This is a genomic window from Streptomyces sp. NPDC056503 (genome assembly GCF_042794995.1).
Lineage (GTDB): Bacteria > Actinomycetota > Actinomycetes > Streptomycetales > Streptomycetaceae > Streptomyces.
The window spans coordinates 18,564-31,713 of record NZ_JBHTST010000099.1 but is presented as its reverse complement, the minus strand read 5'-3'; the positions used below and the strand labels follow the sequence as shown (position 1 = coordinate 31,713).

Below are 13,150 nucleotides of genomic sequence, written 5' to 3'. Positions count from 1 at the left end.
TCGTGGGCCCGGACATGTGTATAACAGACAGGGGCGGTGCGGTGCGGGGCGGTCAGGCGCGGGGCGAGCGGTGCGGCGCGGGGCGGTCAGGCGCGGGGCGAGCGGTGCGGCGCGGGGCGGTCAGGCGCGGGGCGGTCAGGCGCGGGGCGGTCAGGCGCTCTCGCGGACGGCGAGGTCGATCAGGTCGCAGATCTCCCGGGGCCGGGAGGCGAGGGAGGCGTGGGAGGCGTCGAGTTCGACGGTCTTCCGGGGGTTCATGCGGGCCGCCATGCGGCGTTCGTTGTCGGGGTGGATCATGCGGTCCTCGGTGGACACCTGGTACCAGGTGGGCTTGGCCCGCCAGGCGGGGGCGGTGACGGTGTCGCCGAAGGTGGATCCGAGCGGAGCCTTCTGCGTCACCGCCATGACGAGGGCCTCGTCGGCGTCGAGGTCCTGGGCGAAGCTCTCCCGGAAGGCGTCCTGCCGGATCCAGAGGTAGCCGTCGGAGTCGGGGGCGATGGCCTCGAAGGCGGCCGGCGGGTGCTCCTGGCTGAGCTGTCCGGGGCTCTCCCCCGCGTCGGGCGCGAAGGCCGCGACGTAGACGAGCCCGGTGACGTTCGGCAGGTCGCCGGCCTCGGTGATGACGGCTCCGCCGTAGGAGTGGCCGACGAGGAGGACGGGGCCGTCGACCTGCCGGACCATCTTGCGGGTGCGTTCGGCGTCGTCGGCCAGGGAGGTGAGGGGGTTCTCGACGGCGTGGAGCCGGTGGTGGCCGCGGCGGTGGAGTTCGACGACGACCTTGGCCCAGTGGGCCGCGCCGCCCCAGAAACCGTGGACGAGGACGATGGTGGGCTCGTTGTCTGCCATGACGTGGTCGCCGTTCTCGCTGGGGATGTACGGATCCCGCCCCGGGGCGACGTTACGGCCGGTGGGGTGACCCCGCACCTCCGCCGCCTGCGGTCCGGGCGTGGTGGGCGGAGACTGGGAGCGGAGCCGCACGCGCGAGGAGGAGGGCCCGTCATGAGGAGTGCCGCACCCAAGGTCGGTTCGCTGCCGGCCGAGCACCGCGAGCGGCTTATGGCCTTCGCCGAGGACGTCTACTTCGAGTCCGGGGACCGCCTCTTCGAGGAGCAGCGGCACGCGGACCGGTTCTGGATCGTGAAGACGGGCGCCGTGAGCCTGGACGCCAAGGTGCCGGGGCGGGGGTCACCGGTGATCGAGACCCTGCGCCACGGCGAGCTGGTGGGCCTGTCCTGGCTCTTCCCGCCGTATCTGTGCCAGTCGGGGGCGGAGGCGATGACGCCCGTCAGGGCGTACGAGTTCGACGCGACGGCGGTGCGGGCGATGTGCCTCACCGACCGGGAGTTCGGGTCGGCCGTCTTCTTCTGGGTGGGGTCGATCCTGGCCCACCGGCTCCAGGTGACCCGGGTGCGGCTGCTCGATCTGTACGCGCCGCACGGCAGCGGGATCATGGCCTGAGGTTCCGTGGCGCACGGGCGTTGACCTCTCGTGGCGCCGGCCGTACGGTCCGGACGGCCGCCACGCCGCGTACCGCTCCGCCGCCGACGTCAGGAGCCCCGCATGGTCCCGCCCGACGCGCGCACGACGCCCGTGCTCCGGGAGCGGTGGCGGGTCCGGCGGCGCGGGCGGCCGTTCGGCGCCGGTCTGCTCCTCGCGCTGGGCGGTGCGGAGATCCTGCTGGTCCAGCGCGCCGGTCCCGCGGCGCTCGTCTCGGGCGAGGTCCGGTACGTGGTGCCGCTGGTGATGGCCGGCTGCGGGCTGCTGGTCGTCGCCGACCCCCGCCGGCGGCGGCCGTACGCGGCGGTCGGCGTGGTCGCCTCGCTCGCGTCCTGGGTGGCCTCGGACCTCGGCGGGTTCCTGCTCGGGCTGACGCTGGGGCTCGCGGGCGGCGTGCTCGCCCTGGCACAACGGTCGGGCGACCGGCCGGAGTGACCTCCGCCGCACCGGGGGCGCGGGCCCGTCCCCGCCGGCTACCCGGCGGTACGGTGACGTGACCTGGCGACGGACGGGAGGCCCCCGATGGCAGCAGCCGCGAGCGCGCGCGAGGCACTGGCCCTCGTCACCGACGACTTCACCGAACTTCCCTCCGACGTGCCCGCCTTCGCGGAGGGCGCCTTCCCGCAGGGGTCGTTCCCCGGGGGCACGGTCGGCCCGGAGGATTCCTTCCCGGCGGGCGCGGCCGGCGGTGACGGCCCGATCGGCTGGCCGGGATACGGCCGGGCCCGGGCCGCTGCCGCCGCCCGGTCCGGCGAGACCGAGTCCGTCGTCTGCGGCACCGGCACGGTCCGCGGGACCCGGACGGTGCTCGTCTCGTTCGCGTTCGGCTTCCTGGGCGGTTCGATCGGCGAGGGCACCGGGGACCGGGTCGCCGCCGCGCACGCCCACGCCCGGGCGCACCGGCTGCCCGTGACCGTCCTCCTGGCGACGGGTGGCAGCCGGATGCAGGAGGGGATGCGGGCGCTGGTCCAGCTCCAGCGGCTGGCCGGGGAGTCGGCGCTCACCCGGGCCGCGGGGCTGCCGCAGCTCGCGGTCCTGCGCGATCCGACGACCGGCGGCGGCTGGGCCACCCTCGGGGCGGGCTCCGACGTGGTCCTCGCGCTGCCAGGCGCGCAGGTCGGCTTCGCGGGCTCCCGGGTCCGGCCGCGGGACGCCGACCCCGCCGCGTACACCGCCGAGTCCCAGCTCGCCCACGGGCACGTCGACGGGGTCGTCCCGGCGGAGGAGCTGCGGGAGGTGCTGGGCCGCTGGCTGTCGCTGCTCACCCGCCCCTCCGAGGGCCCGGTCCCGCCGCCGTACGCGCTCGGCGCCACGGAGCCGGCCGGGAGCGGACGCGAGGCGGTGGCGGCCGCCCGCCGCCCGGAGCGGCCGCGCGCCGACCGCTACCTGGCCGAGGTCTTCACCGAACGGGCGGAGCTGTCCGGCGACCGCGCGGGCGGTACCGATCCGGGGACCCGGTGCGGCTTCGGCCGCCTGCCGGACGGGCGTACGGCCGCGTACGCGGCCCAGTGCGGGACCGCGACCCGACCGGCCGGCTTCCGGACCGCCGCCCGGCTGATACGGCTGGCGGGCCGCCTGGGGATCCCGGTCCTGACGCTGATCGACACCCCGGGCGCCGCGAACGACGCCGAGGCCGAACGCGCCGGCGCGGGCCCGGCCATCGCGGAGCTCTTCGGGGCCGTCGCGGAGGCCCGGGTACCGGTCACCGCCCTGCTCGTGGGCGAGGGCGGCTCGGGCGGCGCGCTGGCCCTGGCGGCGCCCGGCAACACCTGGGCGACCCCGGACTCGTACTTCTCCGTCATCGCCCCCGAACTCGCGGCGGCCATCCTGAAACGCCCTCCGGAGGACTCGGACACGACCGCCGACGACCTGCGCCTGCGTCCGCTGGACCTGGTCGACCTGGGTGTCGTACGGGGTGTGGTCGGCGCCCGCCCGGCTCCGGCCTCCGGCGGCGGGGTCCGCTGAGGCCGGAGCGTCGGGGTCCGGGGGTGGGTCAGTGGCCGAGCTTCCGCTTCAGCTCGGCCTTGTTCATCCGGGACCTGCCGTGCAGGTCGCGGCGCCGGGCCTCGGCGTAGAGCTGGTCGTAGGTGGGGCCCTGGGCGCCGGTGTGGGAGCGCTTCCCGCCCCGGCGGGAGGAGGACATGTCCTGGGTCGAGCTCTTGCTCGCGGTCGTCGACTCGTCGGCCCGGGCGCGTTCCTTGTTCACCGTGCGGGCGGCGATCTCCTGCGCGCGTGACTCGCTCTCGCCGCGGTCCAGCGCGCTGTCCTTGATGTGCTCGTACTGCCTCTCGCGCTTGGCGTTCGATCCGCGGGGCATCGCGCTCTCCTCTCGGTGCGGTCAGTCGTCGGGCCGTTCGGTACGGTCAGTCGCCGGGCCGTCCGCCGTGGACGTGCCGCCGGGTCCAGCGGACCACCAGGCGCAGCAGCAGGAGCAGCGTCACCACCCAGACGGCGGCGAAGGCCCAGATCAGGGCCGGGGTCGAGGTCACCACCGCGAGGACGAGCAGGGCGAGTGTCGCGGCCCCGAGCGCCGCGGCGCCCAGTCCGCCGCGCCCCGTGCTCCGGGGAGGGCGGAGGGCCGGCCGGCGTCCGGCCATGTGGCGGGCGAGCCTCTCGTCGGCGCTCAGGTCCCGCTCGATCTCGGCGAGTACGCGCCGCTCGTGTGCGGAGAGCCGGGCCTCGTCCATCGCGGACACCTCCTTCGGTCAGGGTCCCGCGCGGGGCGGCGGGGTCGTCCCACCGCGCGGCTACCCTCCCGCGGCGCCTTCGGACAGCGCCCTCGGGGCGTGCTCCCGGCCGGTGTCCTCGGACAGCGCCCTCGGGCCGTCCTTCCGGCCGGTGGCTTCGAGCGGCGGGAAGTGGACCTCGCACCACACGGTCCCGCCGTGCTCCCGTGGCATCCAGCCCCAGGCCGCGGCGAGCCGCTGGACCAGATAGAGGCTGTTCCGGCAGGGGATGCCCGGCCGGTGCCGGCCCTCCGGGCGGGGGGCCTCCGTGCCGGTGTCGCTCACCTGGAGCCAGACGCCGTCCGCGGAACGGTCGATGCGGAGCTCGTACGGGACCGTGCCGCGCCGCACCGCGTGGGCGACGAGCTCGGTGACGAGCAGCTGTACGTCGCCGGCGGCCGTCCTGGCCCTCGGGGAGAGCGGCCCGTACCAGTCGGCCACGGCCTGTGCCGCGAGATCACGGAAGGTGCCGGCGGTGCCAGGGCCTCCGCCGCGCGCGTACCGCCTCGACCAGGTCCCACGGTTCCTCTCACGTGCCGCCATGAAACGCCCCTAACCTTGACCTATCGGGTTAAACGCTGATGAAACGAGTCAAAAGCCACTGAGGGGGAATCCTTCACACGAGGACGCTCAACCGGTGGCCCGTGACGCCCGCTTCCCTTCCGGAGGTGGCGCCGGTCCCTCGGAACCGTCGAAGGAACCCTTATGACCACCGGCGGAACCCCCTACACACCCACCCGCACGGCCCCCGCCCGCCAGGAGACGCCCCTCTCGGCCGCGACCCGGCGGCGTGCGCTGGGGGGGCTGCCGGAACCGGTGAACCCGCTCGCGTCCTCCACCGGCGACGCCCGGAGCCTCTCCGTGGCGATGTTCGTACGGCTCCGGGAACTCGACGAGGGCACCCCTGAGCGCGCGTACGTGCGCAACACCCTGGTCGAGCTGAACCTGAGCCTGGTGAAGTTCGCCGCCCGGCGCTTCCGCGGTCGCCCGGAGCCGATGGAGGACATCGTGCAGGTGGGGACGATCGGGCTGATCAAGGCGATCGAACGGTTCGACCCGGAGCGCGGCGTCGAGTTCTCCGCCTTCGCGCTGCCGACGATCGTCGGCGAGATGAAGCGGTTCTTCCGGGACACCGGCTGGGCGGTCCGGGTGCCACGCCGCCTCCAGGAGCTGCGCATCGACCTGGCCAAGGCGTCCGACGCCCTGGAACAGCGCGACGGGCACCGACCGGACCGTGCCGCACTGGCCGAGCGGCTGCACCTCACCGCGGAGGAGGTCGCGGAGGGGGAGCTCGCCGCCAACGGCTACACCGCCCACTCGCTGGACGCCCCCGTCGGCGACGAGGAGTCCCGCGCCCCGCGGGGGACGTCCGGCCGTCGCACGGCCGTCGACGAACCCGCCTACGAGCTGATCGACGACCTGGACTCGCTGCGGCCGCTGCTCGCCCGGCTCTGCGACCGCGACCGGCGGATCCTCTCCCTGCGCTTCGGCGAGGAGCTGACCCAGGCCGAGATCGGCAGCCGGATCGGGCTCTCCCAGATGCACGTCTCCCGGCTCCTCGCCCGCATCCTCGGCGAGCTCAAGGCCGGTCTGCTGGACGACGACGCCGCCACGGCGGACGCGACGGCCTGCTGACCTCCAGCCACACGACCTTGCCCACCGTCCCCGGCCCCCGGTCCGAGGAACCCCAGTCGGTCGCCAGCCGGTCGAGGACCATGAGCCCGTGACCGCCGGGCAGGGAGGGCGAGCGGGGCGCCATCCGCCGGGGGTGTTCGGGGCTGTGGTCGGCGACCTCGACCCGGAGCAGCCCGTCCGCGTGCCGGAGCACGAACTCCTCCGGACCGCCGCCGTGCAGACAGGCGTTGGTGACGACCTCGGAGACGAGCAGCAGGACGTCCTCGACCCGCTCGCGGGCCTGGGCGCTCTCGGCGGGGATCCAGCCCCAGTCGGCGAGCGCCCGCGCCGTGAAGTCCCGGCACGAGGAGACCGCGCCCGCGCTGCCGTGCAGCAGCAGCCGGCGCGTCTGCCGCACGGGGGTGTCGTCGCCCTGGGTCATCCCGCCCTCCCGCACGACCGGCGATCCCATCAGACCGGGTCGCCGGGAGGGGCGCCGCCCGTCCCGGCGCCCGGCCCGCCGGCGGATCCGTCACCCGGTCCGCCGGCACCTCCGCCGGCGCCTCCGTCAGTGCTCCCGTCGGTGGTCCTGTCGGTGGTCCTGTCGGTGGTCCTGTCGTCCGTGAGGGCCTCGCCGACGTCCGCGTACACCCGGAAGACGCGCAGCGCCCCGGTGATCTCGAACATCCGGTCCACCGGGGGCCGCAGCCCGGCCAGGTCCAGCTCCGCACCCGCGTCCCGTGCCCGGGCGCGGGCTCTGAGCAGCAGGTTCAGGCCGGTGGAGTCGCAGAAGTCGAGTCCGGCGCAGTCGACGACGATCCGTGCCGCGTCGGCGTGCTTCTCCAGGGCGGTGCCGAGCGGCTCGACCGTGTCGTGGTCGAGCTCCCCGAACGGCGCCACGACGACGGTCTCCCGGCCCCAGGCCGGCCGTACGTCCACCCTGAACCGCTCCGGCCGACCCGTCGGCGGACCGCTGCCGGGCGTTCCCTCCACGCCGTCCATGCGCACCTCACCTTCACCGGGTGAGTCCATTTTCGACCCGTAGGCCCCACTGTGCGAGGGAGAGCCCCGGCGCCGTGCGAGGGAGAGCCCCGGCCGTCGGCTCAGAGGGTGACCGGGGGCGGCGTCCAGCGCTGGTTGCGGGCCACGCCCGTACCGACGCCGTACTCCTTCCTGAGGTGCTCGGGGATGGCGTAGTGCATCACCCGGCCCCGGGTGAGCGCGGACAGCTCGAAGACCGAGGTGAGGTGGCCCAGCCGGTCGAGCGCCCAGGCCGCGAACGGCGAGGCGTCCTCCACCGACTCCAGGACCCCCAGCAGCGTCGGCAGCGCCTTCACGGCGGTGTCCCAGCGGCTGCGGGGCACGTCGAGCCAGTCGCCGACGGTGTCGCCCACGAGGTGCCGGATCAGGGCGGAGACGACCGGGTCGAACAAGGTGCCGGGGACGACCTCCTCGTACAGGTCGATCAGCTGCCGGGTCAGCACGACGCCCTCCTCCGAGGGGCCCATGTGCCGCAGCAGGTAGAGGTCGAGGAAGCGGCGCGCCTCTTCGAGGGACTTCGGCACGGCCGTCTGGTCGACGCCGAGGATCGCGCCGACCACCCGCCAGGCGTAGTAGTACGCCTCCGCGCCCTCGGTCGACATGTGGACGCCGAGCCGGTGGAGGCTGTCGAGGACGAGCATCGAGAAGAACATCTGCCCGCCGATCATGTCCTCCTGGCAGATCGGCACCCCGTCGACGGCGGTGTCCCAGCGGTCCGCGCGGACCAGGTGGTGACGGATGGAGGCGTGCAGGAGCCGTACCTTCTGCGCGGCGGGGACGAACCGGCCGCCGGCCTCGAAGGCGTCGGGCCGCATGAGGTACGTCGTGAACTGGCCGGTCTCCGCCATGCGCTTGCTCGGGTAGTGCAGGCCGTGGGTGGCGGAGAGCAGCCGGGCGACGCGCGGGACGACGTAGCAGGCGGGCATGGAGGCGAAGGAGAGGGCGGTGTTGATGTGGACGTTGTTGTCGGTGAAGAAGAGCCGGGCCTTCTCCATCTCGTTCCAGTCGACCCAGGCGGGCGGGACGGCCGTCGCCTCCAGGTACTCGCGGGCCACGTCCGGAAGGCCCGCGGGCAGTTCCTGTCCGGAGACGGAGACGTACCGCATGAGGGAGTTGAAGAGGCCGACCTCGCCGCGCTCGAAGAGGGTGGCGACGACCGCGTCGGCGAGCTCGTCGCCGCCGTGGCGCAGGGCGTCGAGGTCCGCCTCGGTGTACGGGGTGGCGGTGGCGTGGGTGGTGCCGGTCACGGCGGGCGCTCCTGGGAGGCGAGGGGTGCGGTGAGTGCGGTGAGTGCGGTGAGTGCGGTGAGTGCGGTGAGTGCGGTGAGTGCGGTGAGTGCGGTGAGTGCGGTGGGTGCAGTGGGTGCAGTGGGTGCAGTGGGTGCAGTGGGTGCAGTGCGGCAGCGCGGTGGGGGTCAGTGGTGACGGACGGCGGCGCGGTGGGCCAGGTCCGTGAGGGCGCGGTGGGCGGCGGCCGGCAGGTCGAGTTCGTCGAGGGTGCGGACGGCCTCCTCGACGCGGCCGGCGATCATCCGCTCGACCCGTGCGGGCGCGCCGAGCTCGCCCATCAGCGCGCGCACCTCCCGCAGTTCGCCGTCGTCCGGCGGCTCGTCCCCGGCGAGCGTCCGCCGCAGCAGCTCCCGCCGCGCGGGGTCGGCGGCCCGCCAGGTCTCGGCGAGGAGCACGGTGGGGCGGCCGGCGCGGAGGTCGTCGAGGGGCTCCTTGCCGGTGCGGGCCGGGTCGCCGAAGAGGCCGAGCAGGTCGTCGCGGAGCTGGAACGCCTCGCCCAGCGGCAGCCCGTAGCGGGAGAGCCCCTCGCGGAGGGCGGCGGGCGCGCCGGCCAGCAACGCGCCGAGGAGGACCGGCTGTTCGACGGTGTACTTGGCGGTCTTGTACCGGATCACCTTGAGGGAGGTGCCGGTGTCCGGGAGTCCGCCGGTGTGGAGGATCTCCAGCGCTTCGCCGGCGACGAGTTCACGGGCGAGGGCGGCCCAGAGCGGCCTGCCCCGGGAGAGGTACGCGACGGGCAGCCCCGACTCGGCGTAGAGGCGGCCGGCGAGGGCCATCAGGTGGTCGCCGAGGAGCAGGGCGAGCGCGCGGGCGGCCGCCCGCGGGCGGCCTCGGGTTCCCGGCCCCCTCCCGGGCAGCGCCTCGAAGGCGTGGTGGGCGGTGGGCCGGCCGTGCCTCAGGGGGCTGTCGTCGATGAGGTCGTCGTGGACGACGGCGGCCGCGTGGACGAGCTCCATGGCGGCCGCGGCCCGCATCAGGGCATCGCTGTCGGGCTGCCCGGCGGCCCGCCAGCCCCAGTAGCAGAACGCCGCGCGGAGCCGTTTGCCGTGGTGGGCGGTGGTGCGCAACGCCTCGGCGAGCGGGTCGAGGGCCTCGTCGACGGCGAGGAGTTCGGCGGCCTCCTCGTCGAGGAACCCGGCGAGGACCGCGTCCGTCCGGGCCTTGAACTCCTCCGGCACCCAGGCGTCAGACATCGGGGGCGGCCTCGGGACCGGAACGGTGGGCGCCCGGTTCGGTGACGGGAGGCACGGGGGCGGAAGGCGCGGGGGCGGAAGGCGCGGGGGCGGGAGGCGTGGGGGCGGGAGGCGTGGGGGCGGCCCGGCGGGCGGCGGCCTCGCGGGCCAGGAGCTCCATGTGCGGGAGGGAGCGGGGGCCGTCGCGGTCGGCGGCGAGCCGGTCGAGGGCGAGCCGGCCACGGGCGCGGAGGTCGGCGGCGGCGTCCTGGGCGATGTCCGCGGAGTCGGCGCGGCCCAGGAGGGAGCGGAGCGAACCGGCGGCGGTGCCGATCGTGTCCACGACCAGGTCGGCGAGGCCTGCGGCCATCAACAGGGCCTTTTCGTCCGGGCGTTCGCCCGGGGGCGTGGGGTGGGTCATGCCGGGCCGGCTCCTCGGAGGGGAAGGGGTGAGGGGTACCGGGCCAGCATGGACCAGGGGCGGAGGCGCCCGGGAGGCGCGCTCACTCGTTCAGGTGATCATGGACGGGAGTTCCGGTGGAGGGACGGTGAACCCCCCTGGAACTCCGCTCCCACCGCGGGTAGTCGGTTCCCCATGCTCCACATGTCCGCGACCCTCGCCCGCCGCTCCTCCGTCCGCCGCTCCCCCGTCCACCGCTACCGCTCCCCCGCCCGGCGCTCCGGAACCGCCGTGGTGGCGTCCGCCGCCGTACTCCTGGCGGCGGGCTGCCGGCCCTCGCCGGGGTCGGTCTGCACCCTGATCGACTCCGAGTCCGGCGTGACCGCGACCTGGCGCCCGGCGGACTTCCCCGCCGGCTCCCGCTTCCGGTTCTGCGCCGACGCACGGTGCCGGGAGCGCGAGGCCCCGGTACCGGGCGACGGCACCTCCGCCTTCCTCCAGGTGCGGCTGCCGGAGGAGGACGGGCCGCGGGAGGTGGCGGTGCGCTTCACGGTCACCGACCCGGCCGACGGCGGCCGGGTCGTCCACGACCGCTCCGCGCGGGTCGCGCTGCGCGCGGTCACCCCGAACGGCGAGAAGTGCGGACCCACCGCCTGGCAGGCGGGGGTCCGCGCCGATCCTCGGGAGGGACTGGTCGTCAGGGGCTGACCGCGGTGCCGGGCGCTACGGGACCCAGTGGTTGCCGGAGACCGTGATCATCACCTGGAGCTGGATGCTCGCGGAGAAGTAGCTGCCGGTGTCGATCGGAGTGGCGACCATCTTGTTCCAGAGGGCGTCGAGCCAGGCCTGGCTGCCGGAGTCGGTCATGGCGGCGACCGCGAAGGGGGCGAAGAAGGCGGCCTCGCTGCCGGCGGAGATCTGGGTGCCGTCGAGCCTGTAGCCCATGGCGATCTTGCCGGGGTCGCCACCGGTCTTGCTCTTGATCCAGCCGTTCAACTTGCGCGCGGCGGCGAGGGACTTGGCGTCGCCGCTGGTCACGGCGTCGTCGGCGACGCGCCAGGGGGTGCGACAGGCGTTCCACCAGTACTGGCCGTCGTTCGGGTCCTCCAGGACCTCGCCGGGGGCCGGCTTGGGGCTGGTGTTCGTGTCGACGACGAAGTCGGGGAGGAGGCCGGTGCCCGGCGCGTAGCCGGACTGGAGGTGGGCGATCTGCGTCTGGTGGGCGGTGCGGACCGCGTCCCAGGTGGTGTCGCCGGTGGCCGCGCGGAAGGCGCGGAAGTGGTCGACCATCCAGTCCGAGGTGCGGGAGATGTAGTAGTACTGGTCGCCCGCGCTGGACCAGTCGCCGAGCTTGAGGAGCTTGGTGGTGGAGTTCAGCTCGTCCTTCTTGATGGCGGCGATGTGCTTGAGGGCGAGCGCCTTGTAGTCGTACGTGCCCGTGCTGCCCCACTGCTTGTCGGCGAGGAGCAGGCCGTAGGCGACGTCCATGTCGCCGTCGGTGGCGCCGTCGCCGCCGTTGACGCTGCGGCAGTTCACGTCCTGTTCGGCGGCGAGGAGGTCGGGGTTGACGGACGAGGGGTGGTCGAGCTTCCACTTGACCAGGCCGTCGAAGATCTTCTTGGCGTCGGGGTCGGCGCCGGCCATGGTGGCGGCGATGACCATGCCGTAACCCTGGGCTTCGGCGACGTAGGGGTGGTCGGCGTCGGGCGAGACGACCTGGTACCAGCCGTTGCCGCAGTTCTGCCGGACGAAGGCGGCCTTCCAGCGGTGGTAGTAGTCGACGACCTTCTGGTCGATGCCGGACTGGGCGCCGGAGGGCTTGAGCATGCCGGCCGCGTAGGGCCTGAGGTGGCTGCCGAAGGGCACGCCGGGGCCGGTGCCCCCGCCTCCGCCGCCGGTCGGGGAGCCGTAGACCTCGAACTCGTAGAGCGAGTAGCCGTACGGGGTGCCCCGGCCGGTCCCGTACACCCGGACGTACCGGCCGCTGCCGGAGACCGCGAGGTCGTCGACGGCACCGTCCCCGCTGGTGGTCGAGTAGACGTCGGTCCAGGTGGAACCGTCGGCCGAGGTCTGGACGCGGTACGTCTTGGCGTACGCGGCCTCCCAGTCGAGCTTGACCCGGGAGAGGGTGTGGTTCGCCCCGAGGTCGATCCGCAGCCACTGCGGATCGACGCCCTCCAGGCTCGCCCAGCGGGTGGTGCGGCTGCCGTCCACGGCAAGGCCGGGGGCGAAGCCCGAGCCCTCCACGGACGAGGACGTCGCGGGCCTGCCCGCGGAGACGAGGGCGTCGGCGGCCTCGGCCTCGCTCTCGGGCAGGACGGCGAGGGGCAGGGCCAGTAGAGCGGCGAGTCCGAGCGGGATGGCGCTTCGTCGGCGCATGACAACTCCCTTTCTCTCCAGGGCGATCGCTCGTTAGGAAACGTTCCTAACTATCGGCGCGCCGAGCGTAGAGAGAGGCGGGGACCCTGCGCAAGACCCCGCACCCGAACGCCCGCCGAACGCCCGCCGGATATTGGCTACTGGCTACTGGCTACCGGCTACCGGCTACCGGCTACCGGCTACCGGCTACCGGCTACCGGAGAGTGTCAGGGCCCGGGCGAGGGCGGCGGCGAAGCCGTCGGGGTTGTCGAGCATCAGGTTGTGCCCGGCCGCGGGCACCTCCAGGACCGGCACACCCATCTCCGCAGCCTGCTCGGCCGCCCGGTCCGGCAGGCTCTTCTCCCCCACCAGGAACGCCCGGGGCAGCGTCAGCGCCCGCAGCACGTCGCCGGCCTCCGGGTCGCCGCCCTCGACGAGCGCGACCGCGCTGCGGTGCACGGCCCGCGCGTCGGCCAGCCGCAGCCGCGCCGCGTAGTCGACCCGGTCGGCGAGCGCCAGCATCCGCGCGTACCCGGTTTGGACGAAGGTGTCCTCCGGCTGACGGGCCACCGGCCTGCTGAACGCGCCCCCGCCCGCGTACAGGTTGGGCTCCGCGACCACCAGCCGGGCGATCCGCCCGGGCCGGGCCGCCGCCAGGTGGATGGCCACGGCGCCGCCCATCGAGTGGCCGACCAGCTCGACGCCGGTCAGGTCGAGGTGGTCGAGCAGCGCGGCGACGGCCGCCGCCTGCCCCTCGGGCCGGTAGTCGAAGTCGTCGGGCCGGTCGCTCAGCCCGTGCCCGAGCAGGTCCACCAGCAGTGCCCGTCCCCCGCCGAGCGCGGGGTGGGTGGCGATGTGCGCGAAGTCGGAGGCGGCGGTACACCCGAGGCCGTGGAGGTAGACCCGTGCGGGCCCCTCCCCCGGGAGGTCGAGCCACCGCAGCCAGGCCTGACGGTCAGTCAGGAACAGTTCTCTCATGGAGGCACCCTACGAAGCGGGGCGGGCGGCCGAGGAGGGCGACCGATGCCGGGCGGGTCCGGGGAGGGAAAGGAG

Annotated in this window: 16 protein-coding genes; 5 read left to right on the top strand and 11 right to left on the bottom strand. The window is 74.6% G+C overall.

Annotated features, from left to right (window positions below):
* Positions 1-150: 150 nt before the first annotated feature.
* Positions 151-846, bottom strand: a complete 696-nt coding sequence (locus tag ACFQ8C_RS25950) for an alpha/beta hydrolase (RefSeq protein WP_383461801.1) — start codon at positions 844-846, stop codon at positions 151-153.
* Positions 847-999: 153 nt separating this feature from the next.
* Here ACFQ8C_RS25950 and ACFQ8C_RS25945 point away from each other — a divergent pair, with 153 nt between their 5' ends.
* The 3 genes from ACFQ8C_RS25945 to ACFQ8C_RS25935 all read left to right on the top strand — a co-directional run bounded on the left by ACFQ8C_RS25945 (position 1,000) and on the right by ACFQ8C_RS25935 (position 3,462).
* Entirely contained in the window at positions 1,000-1,458 is a 459-nt protein-coding gene (locus ACFQ8C_RS25945; RefSeq protein WP_383461799.1) for a Crp/Fnr family transcriptional regulator, read from the top strand.
* 102 nt (positions 1,459-1,560) lie between these two features.
* A complete protein-coding gene (locus ACFQ8C_RS25940) occupies positions 1,561-1,932 on the top strand; it encodes a DUF6114 domain-containing protein (protein ID WP_383461797.1) in 372 nt (123 codons plus the stop codon).
* 87 nt (positions 1,933-2,019) lie between these two features.
* Positions 2,020-3,462 carry a carboxyl transferase domain-containing protein gene (locus ACFQ8C_RS25935; RefSeq protein WP_383461795.1) on the top strand — a complete coding sequence of 481 codons (1,443 nt, stop codon included), beginning with the start codon at positions 2,020-2,022 and terminating at the stop codon, positions 3,460-3,462.
* A gap of 28 nt (positions 3,463-3,490) precedes the next feature.
* Here ACFQ8C_RS25935 and ACFQ8C_RS25930 read toward each other — a convergent pair whose 3' ends face one another.
* The 3 genes from ACFQ8C_RS25930 to ACFQ8C_RS25920 are packed head-to-tail and all read right to left on the bottom strand — an operon-like array spanning position 3,491 to position 4,766.
* Positions 3,491-3,814 (bottom strand): plasmid stabilization protein, encoded by a 324-nt coding sequence (locus ACFQ8C_RS25930; RefSeq protein ID WP_383461793.1) that lies wholly within the window; start codon positions 3,812-3,814, stop codon positions 3,491-3,493.
* Positions 3,815-3,860: 46 nt separating this feature from the next.
* Positions 3,861-4,184 carry a DUF3040 domain-containing protein gene (locus ACFQ8C_RS25925; protein ID WP_383461791.1) on the bottom strand — a complete coding sequence of 108 codons (324 nt, stop codon included), beginning with the start codon at positions 4,182-4,184 and terminating at the stop codon, positions 3,861-3,863.
* A gap of 60 nt (positions 4,185-4,244) precedes the next feature.
* Positions 4,245-4,766 (bottom strand): ATP-binding protein, encoded by a 522-nt coding sequence (locus ACFQ8C_RS25920; protein WP_383461789.1) that lies wholly within the window; start codon positions 4,764-4,766, stop codon positions 4,245-4,247.
* Between the two features lie 162 nt (positions 4,767-4,928).
* Here ACFQ8C_RS25920 and ACFQ8C_RS25915 point away from each other — a divergent pair, with 162 nt between their 5' ends.
* On the top strand, positions 4,929-5,858 hold the full coding sequence (locus ACFQ8C_RS25915; protein WP_383461788.1) for a SigB/SigF/SigG family RNA polymerase sigma factor: 930 nt from the start codon (positions 4,929-4,931) through the stop codon (positions 5,856-5,858).
* Here ACFQ8C_RS25915 and ACFQ8C_RS25910 read toward each other — a convergent pair.
* The 5 genes from ACFQ8C_RS25910 to ACFQ8C_RS25890 all read right to left on the bottom strand — a co-directional run bounded on the left by ACFQ8C_RS25910 (position 5,803) and on the right by ACFQ8C_RS25890 (position 9,760).
* Positions 5,803-6,279: an ATP-binding protein gene (locus tag ACFQ8C_RS25910; protein WP_383461787.1), complete on the bottom strand. Its 477-nt coding sequence runs from the start codon at positions 6,277-6,279 to the stop codon at positions 5,803-5,805. The two genes, ACFQ8C_RS25915 and ACFQ8C_RS25910, sit on opposite strands and share 56 nt — an antisense overlap.
* A gap of 29 nt (positions 6,280-6,308) precedes the next feature.
* Positions 6,309-6,839, bottom strand: a complete 531-nt coding sequence (locus ACFQ8C_RS25905; protein WP_383461785.1) for an STAS domain-containing protein — start codon at positions 6,837-6,839, stop codon at positions 6,309-6,311.
* A gap of 101 nt (positions 6,840-6,940) precedes the next feature.
* Positions 6,941-8,125 carry an oxygenase MpaB family protein gene (locus ACFQ8C_RS25900; protein WP_383461783.1) on the bottom strand — a complete coding sequence of 395 codons (1,185 nt, stop codon included), beginning with the start codon at positions 8,123-8,125 and terminating at the stop codon, positions 6,941-6,943.
* Between the two features lie 167 nt (positions 8,126-8,292).
* On the bottom strand, positions 8,293-9,360 hold the full coding sequence (locus ACFQ8C_RS25895) for a polyprenyl synthetase family protein (protein ID WP_383461781.1): 1,068 nt from the start codon (positions 9,358-9,360) through the stop codon (positions 8,293-8,295).
* Positions 9,353-9,760, bottom strand: coding sequence for a hypothetical protein (locus ACFQ8C_RS25890; protein ID WP_383461779.1), 408 nt, complete (start codon positions 9,758-9,760; stop codon positions 9,353-9,355). Before ACFQ8C_RS25890 ends, ACFQ8C_RS25895 begins: the two co-directional genes overlap by 8 nt.
* Positions 9,761-9,943: 183 nt before the next feature.
* Between ACFQ8C_RS25890 and ACFQ8C_RS25885 the strand changes: the two genes are divergently transcribed.
* Positions 9,944-10,447, top strand: a complete 504-nt coding sequence (locus ACFQ8C_RS25885; protein ID WP_383461777.1) for a hypothetical protein — start codon at positions 9,944-9,946, stop codon at positions 10,445-10,447.
* Between the two features lie 15 nt (positions 10,448-10,462).
* On the opposite strand, the gene ACFQ8C_RS25880 is transcribed toward ACFQ8C_RS25885, so the two are convergent.
* Positions 10,463-12,118: a glycosyl hydrolase family 8 gene (locus ACFQ8C_RS25880; protein ID WP_383461775.1), complete on the bottom strand. Its 1,656-nt coding sequence runs from the start codon at positions 12,116-12,118 to the stop codon at positions 10,463-10,465.
* Positions 12,119-12,304: 186 nt separating this feature from the next.
* Positions 12,305-13,075 carry an alpha/beta fold hydrolase gene (locus tag ACFQ8C_RS25875; RefSeq protein WP_383461773.1) on the bottom strand — a complete coding sequence of 257 codons (771 nt, stop codon included), beginning with the start codon at positions 13,073-13,075 and terminating at the stop codon, positions 12,305-12,307.
* Between the last annotated feature and the right edge of the window lie 75 nt (positions 13,076-13,150).

What these genes read in the sequence shown, in the direction of transcription:
- ACFQ8C_RS25920 (WP_383461789.1), bottom strand. Translation starts at nt 4,766, where the DNA reads ATGGCGGCACGTGAGAGGAACCGTGGGACCTGGTCGAGGCGGTACGCG.
- ACFQ8C_RS25895 (WP_383461781.1), bottom strand. Translation starts at nt 9,360, where the DNA reads ATGTCTGACGCCTGGGTGCCGGAGGAGTTCAAGGCCCGGACGGACGCG.
- ACFQ8C_RS25915 (WP_383461788.1), top strand. Translation starts at nt 4,929, where the DNA reads ATGACCACCGGCGGAACCCCCTACACACCCACCCGCACGGCCCCCGCC.
- ACFQ8C_RS25950 (WP_383461801.1), bottom strand. Translation starts at nt 846, where the DNA reads ATGGCAGACAACGAGCCCACCATCGTCCTCGTCCACGGTTTCTGGGGC.
- ACFQ8C_RS25930 (WP_383461793.1), bottom strand. Translation starts at nt 3,814, where the DNA reads ATGCCCCGCGGATCGAACGCCAAGCGCGAGAGGCAGTACGAGCACATC.
- ACFQ8C_RS25910 (WP_383461787.1), bottom strand. Translation starts at nt 6,279, where the DNA reads ATGACCCAGGGCGACGACACCCCCGTGCGGCAGACGCGCCGGCTGCTG.
- ACFQ8C_RS25885 (WP_383461777.1), top strand. Translation starts at nt 9,944, where the DNA reads ATGTCCGCGACCCTCGCCCGCCGCTCCTCCGTCCGCCGCTCCCCCGTC.
- ACFQ8C_RS25905 (WP_383461785.1), bottom strand. Translation starts at nt 6,839, where the DNA reads ATGGACGGCGTGGAGGGAACGCCCGGCAGCGGTCCGCCGACGGGTCGG.
- ACFQ8C_RS25925 (WP_383461791.1), bottom strand. Translation starts at nt 4,184, where the DNA reads ATGGACGAGGCCCGGCTCTCCGCACACGAGCGGCGCGTACTCGCCGAG.
- ACFQ8C_RS25880 (WP_383461775.1), bottom strand. Translation starts at nt 12,118, where the DNA reads ATGCGCCGACGAAGCGCCATCCCGCTCGGACTCGCCGCTCTACTGGCC.
- ACFQ8C_RS25875 (WP_383461773.1), bottom strand. Translation starts at nt 13,075, where the DNA reads ATGAGAGAACTGTTCCTGACTGACCGTCAGGCCTGGCTGCGGTGGCTC.
- ACFQ8C_RS25890 (WP_383461779.1), bottom strand. Translation starts at nt 9,760, where the DNA reads ATGACCCACCCCACGCCCCCGGGCGAACGCCCGGACGAAAAGGCCCTG.
- ACFQ8C_RS25945 (WP_383461799.1), top strand. Translation starts at nt 1,000, where the DNA reads ATGAGGAGTGCCGCACCCAAGGTCGGTTCGCTGCCGGCCGAGCACCGC.
- ACFQ8C_RS25935 (WP_383461795.1), top strand. Translation starts at nt 2,020, where the DNA reads ATGGCAGCAGCCGCGAGCGCGCGCGAGGCACTGGCCCTCGTCACCGAC.
- ACFQ8C_RS25940 (WP_383461797.1), top strand. Translation starts at nt 1,561, where the DNA reads ATGGTCCCGCCCGACGCGCGCACGACGCCCGTGCTCCGGGAGCGGTGG.